Source organism: Paraburkholderia phytofirmans PsJN (assembly GCF_000020125.1).
In the GTDB taxonomy this organism is placed as follows: domain Bacteria; phylum Pseudomonadota; class Gammaproteobacteria; order Burkholderiales; family Burkholderiaceae; genus Paraburkholderia; species Paraburkholderia phytofirmans.
In genome coordinates this window covers 410130-424652 of sequence record NC_010681.1, presented here as the reverse complement: position 1 = coordinate 424652, position 14523 = coordinate 410130, and the positions used below count along the sequence as shown (strand labels likewise).

12 protein-coding genes are annotated in these 14523 nt (G+C 63.1%); 7 read left to right on the top strand and 5 right to left on the bottom strand.

Translation table 11 applies throughout. From position 1 onward, the window contains the following. Nucleotides 1–63: 63 nt before the first annotated feature. From BPHYT_RS01865 to BPHYT_RS01850, 4 genes are all read right to left on the bottom strand, one after another. Nucleotides 64–1356, bottom strand: a complete 1293-nt coding sequence (locus BPHYT_RS01865) for an MFS transporter (RefSeq protein ID WP_012431457.1) — start codon at nucleotides 1354–1356, stop codon at nucleotides 64–66. A 235-nt stretch (nucleotides 1357–1591) separates the two neighbouring features. Continuing rightward, entirely contained in the window at nucleotides 1592–1903 is a 312-nt protein-coding gene (locus BPHYT_RS01860; protein ID WP_012431456.1) for a high-potential iron-sulfur protein, read from the bottom strand. A 278-nt stretch (nucleotides 1904–2181) separates the two neighbouring features. Continuing rightward, complete coding sequence (locus BPHYT_RS01855; RefSeq protein WP_012431455.1) at nucleotides 2182–3288, bottom strand: NAD(P)/FAD-dependent oxidoreductase; 1107 nt, start codon at nucleotides 3286–3288, stop codon at nucleotides 2182–2184. Nucleotides 3289–3706: 418 nt separating this feature from the next. Beyond that, entirely contained in the window at nucleotides 3707–4684 is a 978-nt protein-coding gene (locus BPHYT_RS01850) for an AAA family ATPase (protein ID WP_041758202.1), read from the bottom strand. Nucleotides 4685–4952: 268 nt separating this feature from the next. On the opposite strand from BPHYT_RS01850, the gene BPHYT_RS01845 reads away from it, so the two are divergent. Further along, nucleotides 4953–5492 carry a hypothetical protein gene (locus BPHYT_RS01845; protein ID WP_012431453.1) on the top strand — a complete coding sequence of 180 codons (540 nt, stop codon included), beginning with the start codon at nucleotides 4953–4955 and terminating at the stop codon, nucleotides 5490–5492. An 88-nt stretch (nucleotides 5493–5580) separates the two neighbouring features. After that, entirely contained in the window at nucleotides 5581–6378 is a 798-nt protein-coding gene (locus tag BPHYT_RS01840; protein ID WP_012431452.1) for an endonuclease/exonuclease/phosphatase family protein, read from the top strand. Between the two features lie 41 nt (nucleotides 6379–6419). Here the strand turns inward: BPHYT_RS01840 and BPHYT_RS01835 are convergent, their stop codons facing one another. Next, nucleotides 6420–7400 (bottom strand): aldose 1-epimerase, encoded by a 981-nt coding sequence (locus BPHYT_RS01835; RefSeq protein ID WP_049868890.1) that lies wholly within the window; start codon nucleotides 7398–7400, stop codon nucleotides 6420–6422. A gap of 338 nt (nucleotides 7401–7738) precedes the next feature. Between BPHYT_RS01835 and BPHYT_RS01830 the strand changes: the two genes are divergently transcribed. The 5 genes from BPHYT_RS01830 (at nucleotide 7739) to BPHYT_RS01810 (ending at nucleotide 13963) form a co-directional block, all read left to right on the top strand. After that, on the top strand, nucleotides 7739–8791 hold the full coding sequence (locus BPHYT_RS01830; protein WP_041758200.1) for a LacI family DNA-binding transcriptional regulator: 1053 nt from the start codon (nucleotides 7739–7741) through the stop codon (nucleotides 8789–8791). Between the two features lie 113 nt (nucleotides 8792–8904). Beyond that, complete coding sequence (locus tag BPHYT_RS01825) at nucleotides 8905–9924, top strand: ABC transporter substrate-binding protein (RefSeq protein ID WP_012431449.1); 1020 nt, start codon at nucleotides 8905–8907, stop codon at nucleotides 9922–9924. Between the two features lie 431 nt (nucleotides 9925–10355). Further along, on the top strand, nucleotides 10356–11930 hold the full coding sequence (locus tag BPHYT_RS01820; protein WP_238535669.1) for a sugar ABC transporter ATP-binding protein: 1575 nt from the start codon (nucleotides 10356–10358) through the stop codon (nucleotides 11928–11930). Further along, nucleotides 11920–12957, top strand: coding sequence for an ABC transporter permease (locus tag BPHYT_RS01815; RefSeq protein WP_012431447.1), 1038 nt, complete (start codon nucleotides 11920–11922; stop codon nucleotides 12955–12957). The genes BPHYT_RS01820 and BPHYT_RS01815 overlap by 11 nt, the downstream gene beginning before the upstream one ends. Nucleotides 12958–13003: 46 nt before the next feature. Beyond that, nucleotides 13004–13963 carry an ABC transporter permease gene (locus tag BPHYT_RS01810; protein WP_012431446.1) on the top strand — a complete coding sequence of 320 codons (960 nt, stop codon included), beginning with the start codon at nucleotides 13004–13006 and terminating at the stop codon, nucleotides 13961–13963. The last annotated feature ends 560 nt before the right edge of the window (nucleotides 13964–14523 follow it).

Sequence of the window (14523 nt, the reverse complement as noted above, 5' to 3'; positions counted from 1 at the left end):
GTGAGCCGACCGCGCGAGCCCGCGGTCTTGCATCGCGAAGCTCCCCGCAAACCGCGCCGCCGTTCAGGCCGGTTTGCGATGCGCGTCGAGATCCGCGTGACGCTGCCCCGGAATGCATGCCACCGCGACGATCGACAGCGCGAGTCCGCCCATCACGTAGTAAGTCGGTGCGAGCGGCGAGCCGGTGATGTTGATCAGCCACGTCACGACAAACGGCCCGAAGCCGCCGAACACCATCACCGCAATGTTGTAGGCGAGCGATAAACCGGTCGAACGCACGTTTGCCGGAAACAGTTCCGCGATCAGCGCGCCGAACGGTCCGTAATAGCCGGACAGCGTAATCGACAGCAGCGCCTGCACGAGAATCAGTTTCGACACGCTCGGCTCCGCCGCGAGCCACGCGAACAGCGGATAGATGATCACGAGCGTAATCAGCAGCGACCACAGCGACAGCCCCTTGCGCCCGATCCGGTCCGACCATGCGCCGGCCACTGGCGACAGCACCGTCAACAGCAGATTGCCGACGATCACCGCGTAAAAGGATTGCGCGTAGGGCAACTTGAGTTGATTGACCGCGAAGGTCGGCAGATAGCTGATCAGCACGTAAATCGTCACCGTGAGTGCGATCACCGAGCCGAGTCCGCAGAGCACGTCGCGGGCGTGAGTTCTGAACACTTCGCCGAGCGTCGCGCGCCGCGCGGTTTTTTGCGCGAGCAGAAACGCTTCCGAATCCGCGAGATGCAAGCGGATGTAAAAGCCGATCGGCCCGATGATCAAACCCAGAATGAACGGCACGCGCCAGCCCCACGATTTCAACGCCTCGGGCGACAGTCCGCGCGTGATCGCGGCGCCCACCAGTGCGCCAAGCAGCAGCGCCGCCGCCTGGCTTGCCATCTGCCAACTGCCGTAGAAGCCGCGTTTCGAAAACGGCGCTGCTTCAATCAACAACGCCGTCGAACTGCCGAACTCCCCGCCGGCGGAAAAGCCTTGCAGCGAGCGTCCGACTACGATCATCAATGGCGCGCCGATGCCGATGGCGGAATACGGCGGTGCGATCGCCAGCAACAGAATGCCGAGCGTCATCAGCGCGATGACGAGCGACAACGCCGCTTTGCGTCCCGCGCGATCCGCGTAGAGTCCGAGTACGATGCCGCCGATCGGCCGCATGACGAATGCGACGCCGAAGGTCGCGGTGGCGAGGAGCAACGACGAATAGTCGTTGCCGGCCGGGAAGAACAACTGGGCGATCACCACCGTCAGAAAACCAAACACGGTGAAGTCGTACCACTCGAGTGCATTGCCGATCACAGCCGCGACGACGGCTCGCGTATGAAGGCTCCTTGACGCTGGTGTCATTCGGATCTCCAGCCTGCCAAACGTATCCTGTATTGCGTCGTTTTAGTGCAATGCCGTATTAGCGCGAGCCTTGGAAGTCGCATTGGAGTGTAAAGAGCGCACAAGCGGTTTTCAACAACAAAAAGACGTCTGCCACGCGGGGTGGCAGACGTCTGAATGATGGAACTCCGAATGCGCCCTGCCATGTTGCGGCGCTTTTCGCGCAACATCGAGAGCGGGTGCGGCTAGTGGGTAATCAGGCTTTCTTGTTATATGCGCTGCACCAACCCTTGCTCGCGACCTGCTTGCCGGCGAACATCGGGCAGCCGGCGAAGGCGTCGGTCGGCTTGCCTTGGTAGAAGCTACAGTTGCCGCAGTCCTGGCCTGCTGCGTATTTGGCGAATTTCGCCTTGTCGACTTTTGCGGCGTCTTCTTTGTAGCCGAGTGCTTGCGCGGTCGGATCGCTTTCGGAGACTTTCGGTGCGTCCGCAAATGCCTGGCGCGACAGCGCGAAGGTGGATGCCACACCAATGCTGGTGATCAAAAACGTACGACGGGAAGATTTCATGGGGACTCACTCCATTTATATTGAACTGATCGCCGTTCTGATGACAGCGGTCCCCAAGGATAGCAATGAAGCCGTCGCGTGTGACGGTCCAAATGATAGAGATAACCGAACTGGTACTGCTGCGCGGCGGAATGTCGCGCGCGGAATGCGAATCGATCGCAGACGGAGACGGAGACGAGCGCTCGCGGTGAAGCGCGAGCGGCGAACCGCGAATCGCGCACGAGTCGAGCGCTCGCTGCGAATCAATGGCTGCGGATCACACGCGACTCAAGCGCGAATCAAGCGCGTCCGCTCAACTCGCACACTCGCTGCGCGATCGCGAGCGACGCCGTCAGTCCCGGCGACTCGATACCGAACAGATTGACGAGTCCACGCACGCCATGCGCGGCCGGACCTTGAATCACGAAGTCGGCAGCGGGTTCGCCGGGACCGGATAGCTTCGGACGAATCCCCGCATAGGCGGGCTGCAATGCATCGTCCGGAAGCGCGGGCCAATAGGTGCGAATCGCCGCGTAAAACGATTCCGCGCGACGCGGATCGACGTCGTAATTGATTGCATCGACCCATTCGACATCGGGACCGAAGCGCGCCTGGCCGCCGAGGTCGATGGTCAGATGCACGCCGAGGCCGGCCTCGTTCGGCATCGGATAAATCAGACGGCTGAATGGTGCGCGCCCCGAGATGCTGAAGTAGTTGCCGCGCGCGAGATAGAGCGGCGGCACATGCCGCGCGTCGAGTCCGCGGATTCTGCGCGCCAACGCATTCGCCTGCAAACCGGCGCTGTTGATCACGCACGCTGCGCTGATCGTGGTCGGTGCGCCGCCGCCCACGTTGATGATGAAGCGACCATTGCTCGCTTCGATCGCTTTGACGGGGGCGTGAAACGCACACACCGCGCCGTCGCGTTCGGCGTCACCCTGCAGCGCCAGCATGAGTTGGTGACTATCGACGATACCCGTCTGCGGCGAGAACACTGCTTCGACACATTCGAGCGCGGGTTCGAGCGCTTGCGCCTGGTCGCCGCTGATTCGCATGAGGTCGAGCACACCGTTGTCGCGGCCTTTGGCCATGATGCTTTCGAGCTGAGGAATCTGGTTGCGCGAAGTGGCGACCAGCAATTTGCCGCAGCGTGAATGCGGCACGTTGCGCTCGACGCAGTAGTCGTAGAGCATCTCGCGGCCGCGCACGCAAAGCGCGGCTTTGAGCGAACCGCGCGGATAGTAGATGCCCGCGTGAATCACTTCGCTGTTGCGCGAGCTGGTGCCCACGCCGATAGCTTCAGCCGCTTCCAGCACGATGACGTCGCGGCCCCGCGCCGCCAGTGCGCGCGCCACCGCGAGACCGATCACGCCGGCGCCGATCACTACACATTCGATTTGGTCCATGTCCCTTGACGCGGCCAACCTCGCCGCGCGCTGCCTCGTTCACCCGATCAAGATGAAGACAGGGTGCGGCTTTCGCGTGCCTTACGCCGCTCGCTGCCGAACACACCTGTCCATTCGCAACCGCTACGCAAAATTGTACGACGCCTTACAGACACAAATGCCCGCAGTCGGTAATGACTGCGGGCATGCGGTCTTGAGCGGGTCTCATACGTAGCGGCCGGACTCAATCAGTGTACGCCGTCGGGAGTCGCGGCGCTCGCTTCTTCGTATGTGGGACGAAAGCGAGGCACTGTCGGGTTGCACTTTATTAATAGCAATAATTGCCGCGACATTCATTGTGTTCCGAGCACAGATTCCTGCTTTGGCCATTAAAAAGCCGCCCGAAGGCGGCTTTGCTACGAAAAAGTGGCAAAAATGCTCAAAAACCGATCGGTTTTCGCCGGTTCCCGTGGTCGAGACGAATGTCGCCCGCTTCCACATGATTCCGTCCGTCGATCCGGGCTGCGCCGAAGCCGTTGAGAATCGCGCGGCGCATCTCGCGCGGCGACGCTCGCATCAGCGCGTCCAGCGCGTCGTCGCCCAGCACCTCGGGAAAGCGCAGGCCCCAGTTATGCGCGCTGCGGATCTCGTCGTAAATCGCCTGAGCGATACGGCGGGCGCCGTCGCGATCCGGCGGCGGGATCTCATACACGTTCATCCGGTTCAGGATCGGCTCGGGAATCGAGCGTTCGTCGTTCGCCGTCGCGATCCAGATCACATGCCCGGCGTTGATCGGGATCTCGGCGAACTCGTCGATGAAGCTCTGCGCCGTGTCGTGCTCCAGCAGCGCATACAACGCGCCGAGCGGATCGTATTGCGAATCTCCGGTGGCCTTGTCGATTTCGTCGACGGCGATCACCGGGTTCGCGTAGCTGCCGTTCACGAGCGCATCGAACACCTTGCCCGGCTTCGCGTTCTTCCATTGCGAGGAGGCGCCCGAGAGAATCCAGCCTGCCGTCAGCGAACTCATCGCCACGTATTGATACGCGGTGCCGAGCAGGCGCGCCAACTGCTTCGCAAAGTGGGTCTTGCCGATGCCGGGGTCGCCGAGCAGGAGGATCGGCATCAGTTCGAGCCGGTCTTCGGTTTCGAGGCACAACGCGACCTGCTTGCGAATGTCGCCGAGCGGCGCGGAAAAGTTGGGCAGCGCATCGATCAGATCGTCGATCGACGGCATGCGGTTCGGCTTCACGCAAAAGCGCATATTGCCGGTCTTCAGCATCTTTTCGTAGGTTGCGCGCAGTGCCTCGTTCGCGCCTTCACCGAGATCGTTCAGCGCGGTCTCGACCTGATCGAGGTCGTACACCCTGCTGAAAGACGCCACGGCGATTTCTTGTTTGACCATTGCTGTTGTCATCGCTCACCCCGTCTGGCTGGTCTTGCTGCTGCGGCGCCTTGTATGGCGCCGTTTCAAGTCCAGTGTAACGAGGACATATTCGCGTGCAAGCCAGCAGTCTCGCGACTCTGCTGCTAACAGCGGGTTGTTTTTGGCATTCGCAGCCTTATGTGAAATGGATTGTTGCTGAACCCGGCCCCGTTTGAAGTGTCAGAAAGGCGTTGTGCCTATCAGGGGTAAGATGGCCTTCTGACTAAGCGGCCGGATCTCGTGACCGGAGAATTCTTCTATGTGGAAAACCAGTATCGCGGCCGTGTTGCTCGGCACTTCGCTGCTTGCGAATGCACAACAGAGCGCATCACAGACCGCACCGCAAAGCGCACCACAACGGCCGGCGCCGCAGGTCGTGCAATGGCAGTTGCAGGTCATGCGCGACGGCCAGCAAATCGACGCGTTCGACGGCACCACCACCGTCGGCCAGGCGCGCACGGACACGCATCACAAGATGGTGCAGCATAACGTCGGCTGCAAGGATCGGCCCGCCGGCAGTATCGATCTGGCGCGTACGCTGACCGTCTCGCCGCTGCAGGCGGATGCGAGCGGCGTCACCATGTCGATCGACGCGCAGGAAACGTTCGAGGAAGACGCCGCGCGGCAAACCGACACCGGCTGCAAGCTGCCGCCGCAACCGCGTCAGGTGAGCGCGAGCCATCCGGGTTTGAAGGTGCCGACGGGGCAATGGGCCACCTGGACCATCGTCGACAAAGACCCGAACTTGGTCTACCGCGTGCATGCAAGCCTCGCGGACAGCGCAACCACGGCAAACTGATCGAACCGATGCAAAGCACACGCAAGCGAACACGCAAACAGCACGCGACTAACAAACGCCCCCAACCAGAACACGTGGACAACGCGGCATGCGAAACCCCGAAGAATTGATCCGCGAGAGCGTAGCGCCCAAAGATTTCGTTGCAGTGAGCTGGAACCTGCATAAAGGCCGCACACCGCTCGGCTTTCAGGCCTGGCAGGCCATGCAGCGCTGGGTGCAATCGACCCACGCGGACGCCTATTTTTTACAGGAAGCGATGGCGCGGCGCATGCCGTCGCCGGTATTGGCGAGCAGTTTCGGCTCGCCGCTCGCCGATCCGTTGAGCGATGTCTGGCATTGCCAGGCCACTGAAATCGCGCGCGCGCTCGAACTCGAAATTGCGCTCGGCCCGAACGTCTTCAAACCGTCGTGGCGGCATGGCAATGCGATCCTGTCGCCGCATCCACTCGATCTTGGCGGACGCTGGGACATCTCCGCGCATCGCTTCGAAAAGCGTGGTTTGCTGGTGGCGCGCGCGACTTTCGGTGGTCACTCGGTCACGCTGCTGTGCGCGCATCTTGCGCTGACGCGTTCGGCCCGCTTGCGTCAGATGAACTGGATCGCGCACTGGATCGCAAAGGAAGCGCCTGAGGGTCCGCTAGTGCTCGCCGGCGACTTCAACGATTGGCGCAACGATTCGGTGCCGCTGTTCGGCGAACATGGTTTGCAGGAAGTGGCCACGCTGCTCGGCGAGTCGGGCCGCACCTTTCCGGCTTTCTCGCCTGCGCTCGCCCTCGACAAAATGTTCGTGCGCGGCATGAAGCCGATCGAATGGATCCAGCCTACGCAGGAGACTGCCTGGCTCTCGGATCACTTGCCGTATATGGCGCGCTTGCGGGTCGAATAGACGCAAACCCGAGCCGCAAACCCGAGCGCGCAAGTCGCACGTTAGTCCTTGTGCGGCGTCCATTTCACCGTCGCGGCGATCTCCTCGCCCGGCTGCAACACGCAGCCGCCCACATGCTCACGCGTGCCGACCGCGTTGAAGCAATCCGTGGTGTTCGTCACGGGTTCCACGCACAGTTGCAGGTCGTTGGCGGGCGCGAATATCACCATGTGATCGAACGGAGCGTCGGCGGTCATCGTCAGTCGACGGTGTTCGTCGGGCCACGCGATGGTCGCCTCGCGCGACCAGTTCGCGAAGTTGTTGTCGAGGTCGAATGCGTCCGGCGACATGCCTGCGCGCAACGCATTTACCGCGGGATGCGGGCCGAGATGCGTCGGCAAGACGTCGGCGTCCGCGTGCCACATGGCTTCCACCTCGGCGTACACGCGAATCTGCGCCGTGCGCGGATAGTACGGGTGATGCCCCATGCCGAACGGCATCGGCCGATCGTGAAGGTTTCGCGCGAACAGCGTGATGCGCAAGGCGCCGTCGCTCAACTCGATACGCTGCCGCGCGCGATAGCGAAACGGCCAGTCGCCGGGTATGCGCGCATCCGGTTCGTGTTCGAACTGCAGTTCAACCGAGCTTTCAGTACGCGCGCACACTTGCCAAGGATGCCGCCACGCATTCCCGTGCAACGCGTGGGCGAAACGCGTGTCGTTGCCGGCGAGATCGATCGTGCGGCCGTCGAATTCGAAACGCGCGTCGCGAATCCTGTTGCAGTAGGGCAAAAGCGGAAAGCTCGCCATGCGCAGCGGATCGCGTTCAGCGAACGCCACAGCCGAGGCCGGCCGCAACCAGTGCAACGGGCCGACGGGCGTCGTTTCGTAGAAGGCCGCCAGCGCGCCGCCGACTTCGGGCGCGATCACGACACGCAGCGCGCCGGCCGAAAGCGTGACGACCGTGGCCACGACTGCGGGATCGTCGAGCCACAAGAGTCCGGTCGCAGACGGCCGGATCGAATTCAAGGAAACGTCGCGCATGGTCAGAAAAGGCGGTGCCTCGGGCGGAGGGCGGCATGGACGCGCATCGGGGTCTCCTATGACATGCCGCGCACAGCGCGCGGCCGGGCGGCCTGTCAGAATCCGCGCGACCGAGAATCGCACGTCAAAGCACGATCGTCAATATTATTAGTAATAAATGTGGCGATTCGAGTTCATTCAGGCAGCGAAGAAGTCTCCCAAATGACGGGTTACCGCGCGTTGCCGCACGCATATTATTAGTGGTACCGTCAGGCACCAGAATGCCCACGGCATGCCCCCGCTTTAGCGCCGCTGCAGCGGCCCGCACAATGAAAAAATCGACTCAACGCCGTCCGACCATGACCGACATCGCCAAGCTCACCGGCGTGTCGCAATCGACTGTCTCGCTGGTGCTGAACAACGCGACCGGCGCGAAGTTCTCGGAGACCACCCGCAACAAAGTACTGAAGGCCGCGCACGATCTCGGCTACCGGCTCTCGTTGCGCGAGCCGGTGTCGGCCTCGGCGGATGAACGCAATCTGATCGTCTATCTCGCCGACGAAATTTCCACGAGTCCGCATCCGGTCGTGAACATCGACGGAGCGCGCGACGCCGCTTATGCCAGCGGCAAGATGCTGGCGGTCTATTCGACGCACGGCAACGCCGACATCGAGAAGCAGGTGCTGGACACCACACTGTCGAATCCGCACGTGTTCGGCGTGATCTACGCGACCGTCTACACGCGCAAGGTGACGCCTCCGGCGGCGCTGTCGCAGGTGCCTACCGTGCTGCTGAACTGCTATACGGGCGAAGGCGGTTTTTCGTCGGTGGTGCCGGCCGAGGTGGCCGGCGGCCATCTGGCGACCGACTATCTGCTGCAGTCCGGTCATCGGCGCATTGGCTATATCAACGGCGAACCCTGGCAGGACGCGTCGAAGGATCGCCTCAAAGGCTACCGCACCGCGCTCGCCACCGCCGACCTGCCCTTCGCCCAGGAGATGGTGCGCGACGGCGACTGGAGTTCGGGCCTCGGCTTCGAACTGACGCTCTCGCTGATGCGCGAATCCAACCCGCCGACCGCGATTTTCTGCGCCAACGACCTCACCGCCATCGGCGCGATCGAAGCGTTGAAGCAACTCGGTCTGCGCGTGCCCGAAGACGTTTCCGTTCTCGGCTACGACGACCAGGAAATCGCTCGCCACACGCATCCGCCGCTCTCGACGGTCGTACTGCCGAACTACGAATTAGGGCGCTGGGCCGTCGAAACTTTGCTGCAGGAAGAACACAACCGCGCCGCCGGTGCGCCGGTGCGGCATCGCATGGTGAAGCTCGACGGTCCGCTCGTCGAACGCGGTTCGGTCAGGGTAATTACCGAGGCAAAAAAGCCAATAATTAATATTATTAGTGATTGACCGATAATAATTCCGGATGGAATAATCGGCACGTCCGGTAGGGCAGGTCATCGTCAGCCGGCAGAATAAATTAAAAGCAAATACACCTACCTCACCAGGTACTGGAGGAAGACATGGCGTCGCTCAACACGCAGTCGCGCAGGCATGTGCGCAAGCAGCAGATTCGTCCGCTGGCGGGTTCGCTGCTGGCTCTGGCAATCGGTTTTGGCGTCGCCACCGCGCACGCCGACGACGCGCTGCCGAAGTTGGCCAGCAAGACTCCGCTGAAGGTCGGCTTCGCGCAGACCGAAAGCAACAATCCGTGGCGTCTGGCGGAAACCAAGAGCTTCAAGGACATCGCCGCGAAGTGCGGCTGGCAGTTGGTCATGACCGACGCCAACAGTTCGAACTCCAAGCAGGTGTCGGACATCCAGAACATGATCGCGCAGCACGTCGATCTGCTGGTATTCCCGCCGCGCGAAGAAAAACCGCTTGCGCCGGTCGTGCTGCAAGCCAAAAAGGCCGGCATTCCGGTGATCCTGGTCGACCGCGATGTCGATCAATCGGTCGCCAAGGCGGGCCGCGACTACATCACCTTCATCGGCTCGGACTTCATCGATCAGGGGCATCGCGCCGCTGACTGGCTCGTCAAGGCGACGGGCGGCAAGGCGAAGATCATCGAACTCGAAGGCACCACTGGCGCGTCAGCCGCGAACGATCGCAAGAAGGGCTTCGACGAGATCATCGCGAAGAACCCGGGCATGACGATCATCGCGTCGCAAAGCGGCGACTTCGCGCGCGACAAGGGCCGCCAGGTCATGGAAACGCTGCTGCAGGCGCATCCGGACGTGACCGCCGTCTACGCGCACAACGACGAAATGGCGCTCGGCGCGATTGCCGCGATCAAGGCCGCCGGCAAGCAGCCGGGCAAGGACATCCAGATTGTCACCATCGATGGCACCAAGGGCGGCATGGACGCGATCGCGGCCGGCGAACTCGGCGCGAGCGTGCAGTCGAGCCCGTTCTTCGGCCCGCTCGCGTGCGACGTTGCACAGCGTTACGCGAAGGGCGAAAAGATCCCGACGTGGGTCAAGGTGTCCGACAAGTTCTATGACAAGAGCAACGTGCAGCAGAACATGCAGTACGGCTATTGATCGCGAAGCGGCGCCGCGTGCGGGGTTTTAAAGTTTGAGCGCTGTGCCGTAGCGCAGCGCTTACCCGCTCCGGCGGCGCCCCGAAGAAGGAAGTCCCCCGCCTCGAAGCAAGTCCTGCTTAAGACATCGGGATCGGGGATTGCCTTGCAGGACGTCCCCGCCCCGAATCTGTCTCCTCGGGGGGCGGGCGACGGGAAGGGTTCGGAGCGACGCGTTCGTGGCAGCACGAACCGTCGCTCCGCTTTTATGCGGCGTAACATGGTTCGACGACACCGCCTGCATCAGAGCCCGAACGAAGGGCCACACCGGCTCGCACGTGCAGCGCATGGCGCGCACGCGGCAAATCAGGCAGCAGCATCAGGAGGACATCCGTGACGGAATCCGGCAAAGAGACGCCACATTCTCCCCTTACCCGTTCGCCGCTACTCGAGATGCAGGACATCGGCATCAGCTTCGGCGGCGTCCCCGCATTGCGCAGTGCCAATCTAAGCGTCGCCGCCGGCGAAGTGCATGCACTGATCGGCCAGAACGGTGCCGGCAAGTCGACCATGATCAAGATCCTGACCGGCGCGTATCGGCGCGGCTCGGGCAGCGTGCGCTTCGAAGGCCGCGAAGTCGATTTCCGCACGCCCAAGCAGGCGCGCGAAGCCGGCATCAGCACGATCTATCAGGAGATCAATCTGGTGCCGTTCCGCTCGGTGGCGGAGAACATTTTCCTTGGCCGTGAGCCGCGCCGCTTCGGCTTGATCGACTGGCACGCGGTGCAGCAACGCGCCGCCGCGCTGCTCGAATCGTTCGGTTTGCAGATCGATGTGAAGAAGCCCGTCGGCCGCTATTCGACCGCAATCCAGCAGATGGTGGCGCTCGCGCGCGCGGTGTCGTCGGACGCGAAGATGGTCATCATGGACGAGTCCACTTCTTCGCTCGACGAACGCGAAGTGGAGCTGCTGTTCACCGTGGTGCGCAAGCTGCGCGACGACGGCCGCGCGGTGATCTTCGTGTCGCATCGGCTCGACGAGCTTTACGCGCTGTGCGACCGCGTTACGGTGATGCGCGACGGCCAGACGGTCGCGCAAAGCACGATGGCGGACATGGACAAACTGCAGCTCGTCACGACGATGCTCGGCCGCACGCTCGCCGCCGTCGTGCAGGACGACGCCGAGGCGCGCGAAGCGAACCTCGCGCGGCGCGGCAAGCAGATGATCGCGGCCACGCAGCTCAGCGCGCACCCGAAGGTGAGCGACGTCTCGCTCGAAGTTCACGCCGGAGAAGCCGTGGGTCTCGCGGGCCTGCTCGGCTCGGGCCGCACGGAAACCATGCGTCTGATGTTCGGCGCTGATCCGCTTGAGCGCGGTTCGCTGTCGATCGGTGGCGAGACAGTGGCGCTGAAGTCGCCGCAAGACGCTATCTCGCGCGGTCTCGCTTATCTCACCGAAGACCGAAAGGCCGAAGGCATCGTCCCCGAACTCTCGGTGCGCGACAACCTCACGCTCGTCTGTCTGCGCACGCTGGCGAAGAACGGCGTTGTCGACGTGAAGAAGCAGCAGGCGATCGTCGATCGCTTCATTGCGTCGCTCGGCATCAAGCTGCGCTCCGCCGATCAGCCGATCCGCGAACTGTCGGGCGGCAATCAACAAAAGGTTCTGCTGGCGCGCTGGCTGGCGGCCGAGCCTTCGCTGCTGCTGCTCGACGAACCGACGCGCGGCATCGACGTCGGCGCCAAAGCGGAAGTGGCGAAGATCGTGCGCGAGTTGCGCGACGCGGGCCTCGCCGTGTTGCTGTCCGCTTCCGAACTGGAAGAACTGACGGCCGTAGCCGATCGCGCGGTGGTGATTCGCGACGGCCGCACGGTGGCCGAACTGAACGGCGCCGACATGAGCGAGACCGCGATCATGGACGCCATCGCCTACGGCAGCGACGGCCATTCGCAACTGGCCGAAGCCGCGCAAACGGCAAACGCCGCACATATCGAAGACGCGTTGGAGGGCGACCGTCATGGCGCTTAAGTTGCACACCGAATCGCTGCATACCGAGCCGCGCCTCGGCGAAACCGCCCAGCAGATAACAGCCGCGCCGCCCGCCAGCGCGGCAACGACGGTGCGCAAATGGCGCCATCTCGCCATGCAGCGGGAAGTGATCGTGCTCCTCGCGATGGTGCTCTTCAACCTGATCTTCACGCCGCACTTCTGGTCGCTGCAAACCTTCAACGTCAACATGACGCAGGTGGTGACGATCGTGATCGTCGGCATCGGCATGACGCTGGTGGTGGCGACCGGCGGCATCGATTTGTCGGTGGGCGCGTCGATGGCGATCTCCGGTGCGCTCGCGCCCATGCTGTTTCTCAACATTGCCGGACCAGGCGGCATTGCGCTCGCGTTCGTGCTGCCGGTGCTGGCCGCCGCGCTGTGCGGCGTCTTCAACGGCTTGCTGGTGACGAGGTTATCCGTTCAGCCGATTGTCGCGACGCTGGTGCTGTTCATCGCCGGACGCGGCATTGCGCAAGTGGTCACCGACGGCAGCCTGCAAGCGTTCAACACGCCGGCCTTCCAATGGATAGCGCTGGGCAAGGTCGCGGGCGTGCCCTTTCAAGTACTGCTGATGCTGGCGCTGGTGGGTCTGTTCGCGTGGGTCGTGCGCAAGACGCTGTTCGGCCAGTATCTGCTGATCACCGGCGGCAACGAAAAAGCCGCCTATTTGTGCGGCGTGCCGACGGCCACCGTGAAGCTGATCGCCTACACGCTCTGTGCGGCGCTCGCGGGACTTGCAGGGCTGATCTCGATCTCCGTGAATTCGTCCTCGGATGCGAACGTGGTCGGACTCGGCGTCGAGCTCGATGCGATCGCCGCGGTTGCCGTCGGCGGCACGGCGCTGACGGGCGGCAAGGCGTATATCGGCGGCACGCTGATCGGCGCGCTGATCATCCAGTTGCTGCGCTACACGCTGCTCGCGCACGGCATTCCCGATGCGGCGGCGCTGGTGGTGAAGGCCGGCATTATCGTCGCGGCGGTTTATGTGCAGCGGCGCTCGCGCTAAGTCTCGCTAAATCACGCGCCTCAGAGAAAATTCCGGACTCGATGCGATGAAAAAGAATCTCCCTATCCTGCTCGCGCTGGCCGCACTCGTCGTATTCGGCCTCGTGCGCTACGAGCATTTCGGCTCGGCGTACAACATCACGTCTTTCTGGCGCTACAACTCGATGTTCGCGCTCATCTCGGTCGGCATGGCATTCGTGATCATCACGGGCGGCATCGACCTGTCGGTGGGCACGGTGGCCGCGCTGGCAAGCGTCGTCGCCGCGCTGACCAGCGTGTACGGCGGCTGGGTCGCCGTGCTGGCCGGATGCGGCGCGGGACTCGCGGTCGGCGTGCTCAATGGACTGATCATCACGCGCCTGAAAATCCTGCCGTTTATCGTTACCCTCGCGACCAGCCTCGGCGCGCACGGCGTCGCGCTGCTGCTCGGCAAGAACGATGCGGTGTCGATTGCCGCCGAGTCGAACTTCGGCAACTTCGGCCAGGGCGATTTGTTCGGACTGCCGATTCCGGGCATCGTCGCCGTGGTGGCGGCGGTGGCCGGCTGGCTTGCGCTGCGCAGCACGCGCTTCGGGCGGCACTCGCTGGCGATCGGCGGCAGCGAGGAAGCCGCGCGGCTGATGGGCCTGAACGTCGACCGCACGCTGGTGATGGCGTATGCGGTGAGCGGCCTGCTTGCCGGTATGGCGGGTGTCATCCTCGCCGCGCAGTTCGGCGCGGGACAACCCAACGAAGGCGTCGGCTGGGAGCTGTTCGCGATCTCGGCGGTCGTGCTCGGCGGCACATTGCTCACCGGCGGCGAAGGCTCGATCGCGATGACGATCGCCGGCGTGCTGCTGCTCGGACTGGTGTTCAACCTGCTGAACTTCGAGAACGGGCTGGGGTTTATCAGCTTGTCGGCGTACTGGCAGTCGGTGATTCGCGGCGTGTTCCTGCTGCTGGTGATTGTGTTGCAGGCTCGTGTGTTGAAGCAGCGCGGGAGAAAACGGGTCGCGGCTCCGGCGTGATTGGCGCAAATTGCGCGAACGGCGTGAACTGCGCGCGGCGTGGCTGATTCGTTTGAAATTGGCGGGGTGACGGCCTGCAGTGCGGCGCTGCTTTGGTGGTTCACTTTCCCGTATCCCGGAGTAATTTAAACGGCGAACCCGGATTCCTCACTCCAACTTGGATTCCGGGGCGCCGGACGGCCGCCAATGCGCCTTTGTGTACCAACTCGCTACGATCAAGGTTAATCCGGCAAAAACCTCCTCGCGCACCCTTCGCGCGTCCCGCCGCGATCCTTTTCCTCACCGTTCGTCACGCTTTTGCCAGTTTTATCAGCAGGGTCAATGCTGCAGCGCACGGCGGGTTTGGGTATGATCCTGAAAATGTTGCCCGCGTGGCGCGCCTACCCGGTGCATCCCGGACAACCGGTGGCAGCCGCCCTGCGCGGCATTCGCCCATCGCCGCACCCCTGCTGAAGCGCGTAGCCGCACCACGCCAACGTATTCCGCGGCGCCGATCGCCAAGACATCCGGCGCCGACGCTTCCAGGTCCGGCAACCCGCATGACCACGCTCAACCGCCGC

What these genes read in the sequence shown, in the direction of transcription:
- BPHYT_RS01810 (WP_012431446.1), top strand. Translation starts at nt 13,004, where the DNA reads ATGAAAAAGAATCTCCCTATCCTGCTCGCGCTGGCCGCACTCGTCGTA.
- BPHYT_RS01865 (WP_012431457.1), bottom strand. Translation starts at nt 1,356, where the DNA reads ATGACACCAGCGTCAAGGAGCCTTCATACGCGAGCCGTCGTCGCGGCT.
- BPHYT_RS01845 (WP_012431453.1), top strand. Translation starts at nt 4,953, where the DNA reads ATGTGGAAAACCAGTATCGCGGCCGTGTTGCTCGGCACTTCGCTGCTT.
- BPHYT_RS01820 (WP_238535669.1), top strand. Translation starts at nt 10,356, where the DNA reads ATGCAGGACATCGGCATCAGCTTCGGCGGCGTCCCCGCATTGCGCAGT.
- BPHYT_RS01815 (WP_012431447.1), top strand. Translation starts at nt 11,920, where the DNA reads ATGGCGCTTAAGTTGCACACCGAATCGCTGCATACCGAGCCGCGCCTC.
- BPHYT_RS01830 (WP_041758200.1), top strand. Translation starts at nt 7,739, where the DNA reads ATGACCGACATCGCCAAGCTCACCGGCGTGTCGCAATCGACTGTCTCG.
- BPHYT_RS01860 (WP_012431456.1), bottom strand. Translation starts at nt 1,903, where the DNA reads ATGAAATCTTCCCGTCGTACGTTTTTGATCACCAGCATTGGTGTGGCA.
- BPHYT_RS01855 (WP_012431455.1), bottom strand. Translation starts at nt 3,288, where the DNA reads ATGGACCAAATCGAATGTGTAGTGATCGGCGCCGGCGTGATCGGTCTC.
- BPHYT_RS01825 (WP_012431449.1), top strand. Translation starts at nt 8,905, where the DNA reads ATGGCGTCGCTCAACACGCAGTCGCGCAGGCATGTGCGCAAGCAGCAG.
- BPHYT_RS01840 (WP_012431452.1), top strand. Translation starts at nt 5,581, where the DNA reads ATGCGAAACCCCGAAGAATTGATCCGCGAGAGCGTAGCGCCCAAAGAT.
- BPHYT_RS01835 (WP_049868890.1), bottom strand. Translation starts at nt 7,400, where the DNA reads ATGCGCGACGTTTCCTTGAATTCGATCCGGCCGTCTGCGACCGGACTC.
- BPHYT_RS01850 (WP_041758202.1), bottom strand. Translation starts at nt 4,684, where the DNA reads ATGACAACAGCAATGGTCAAACAAGAAATCGCCGTGGCGTCTTTCAGC.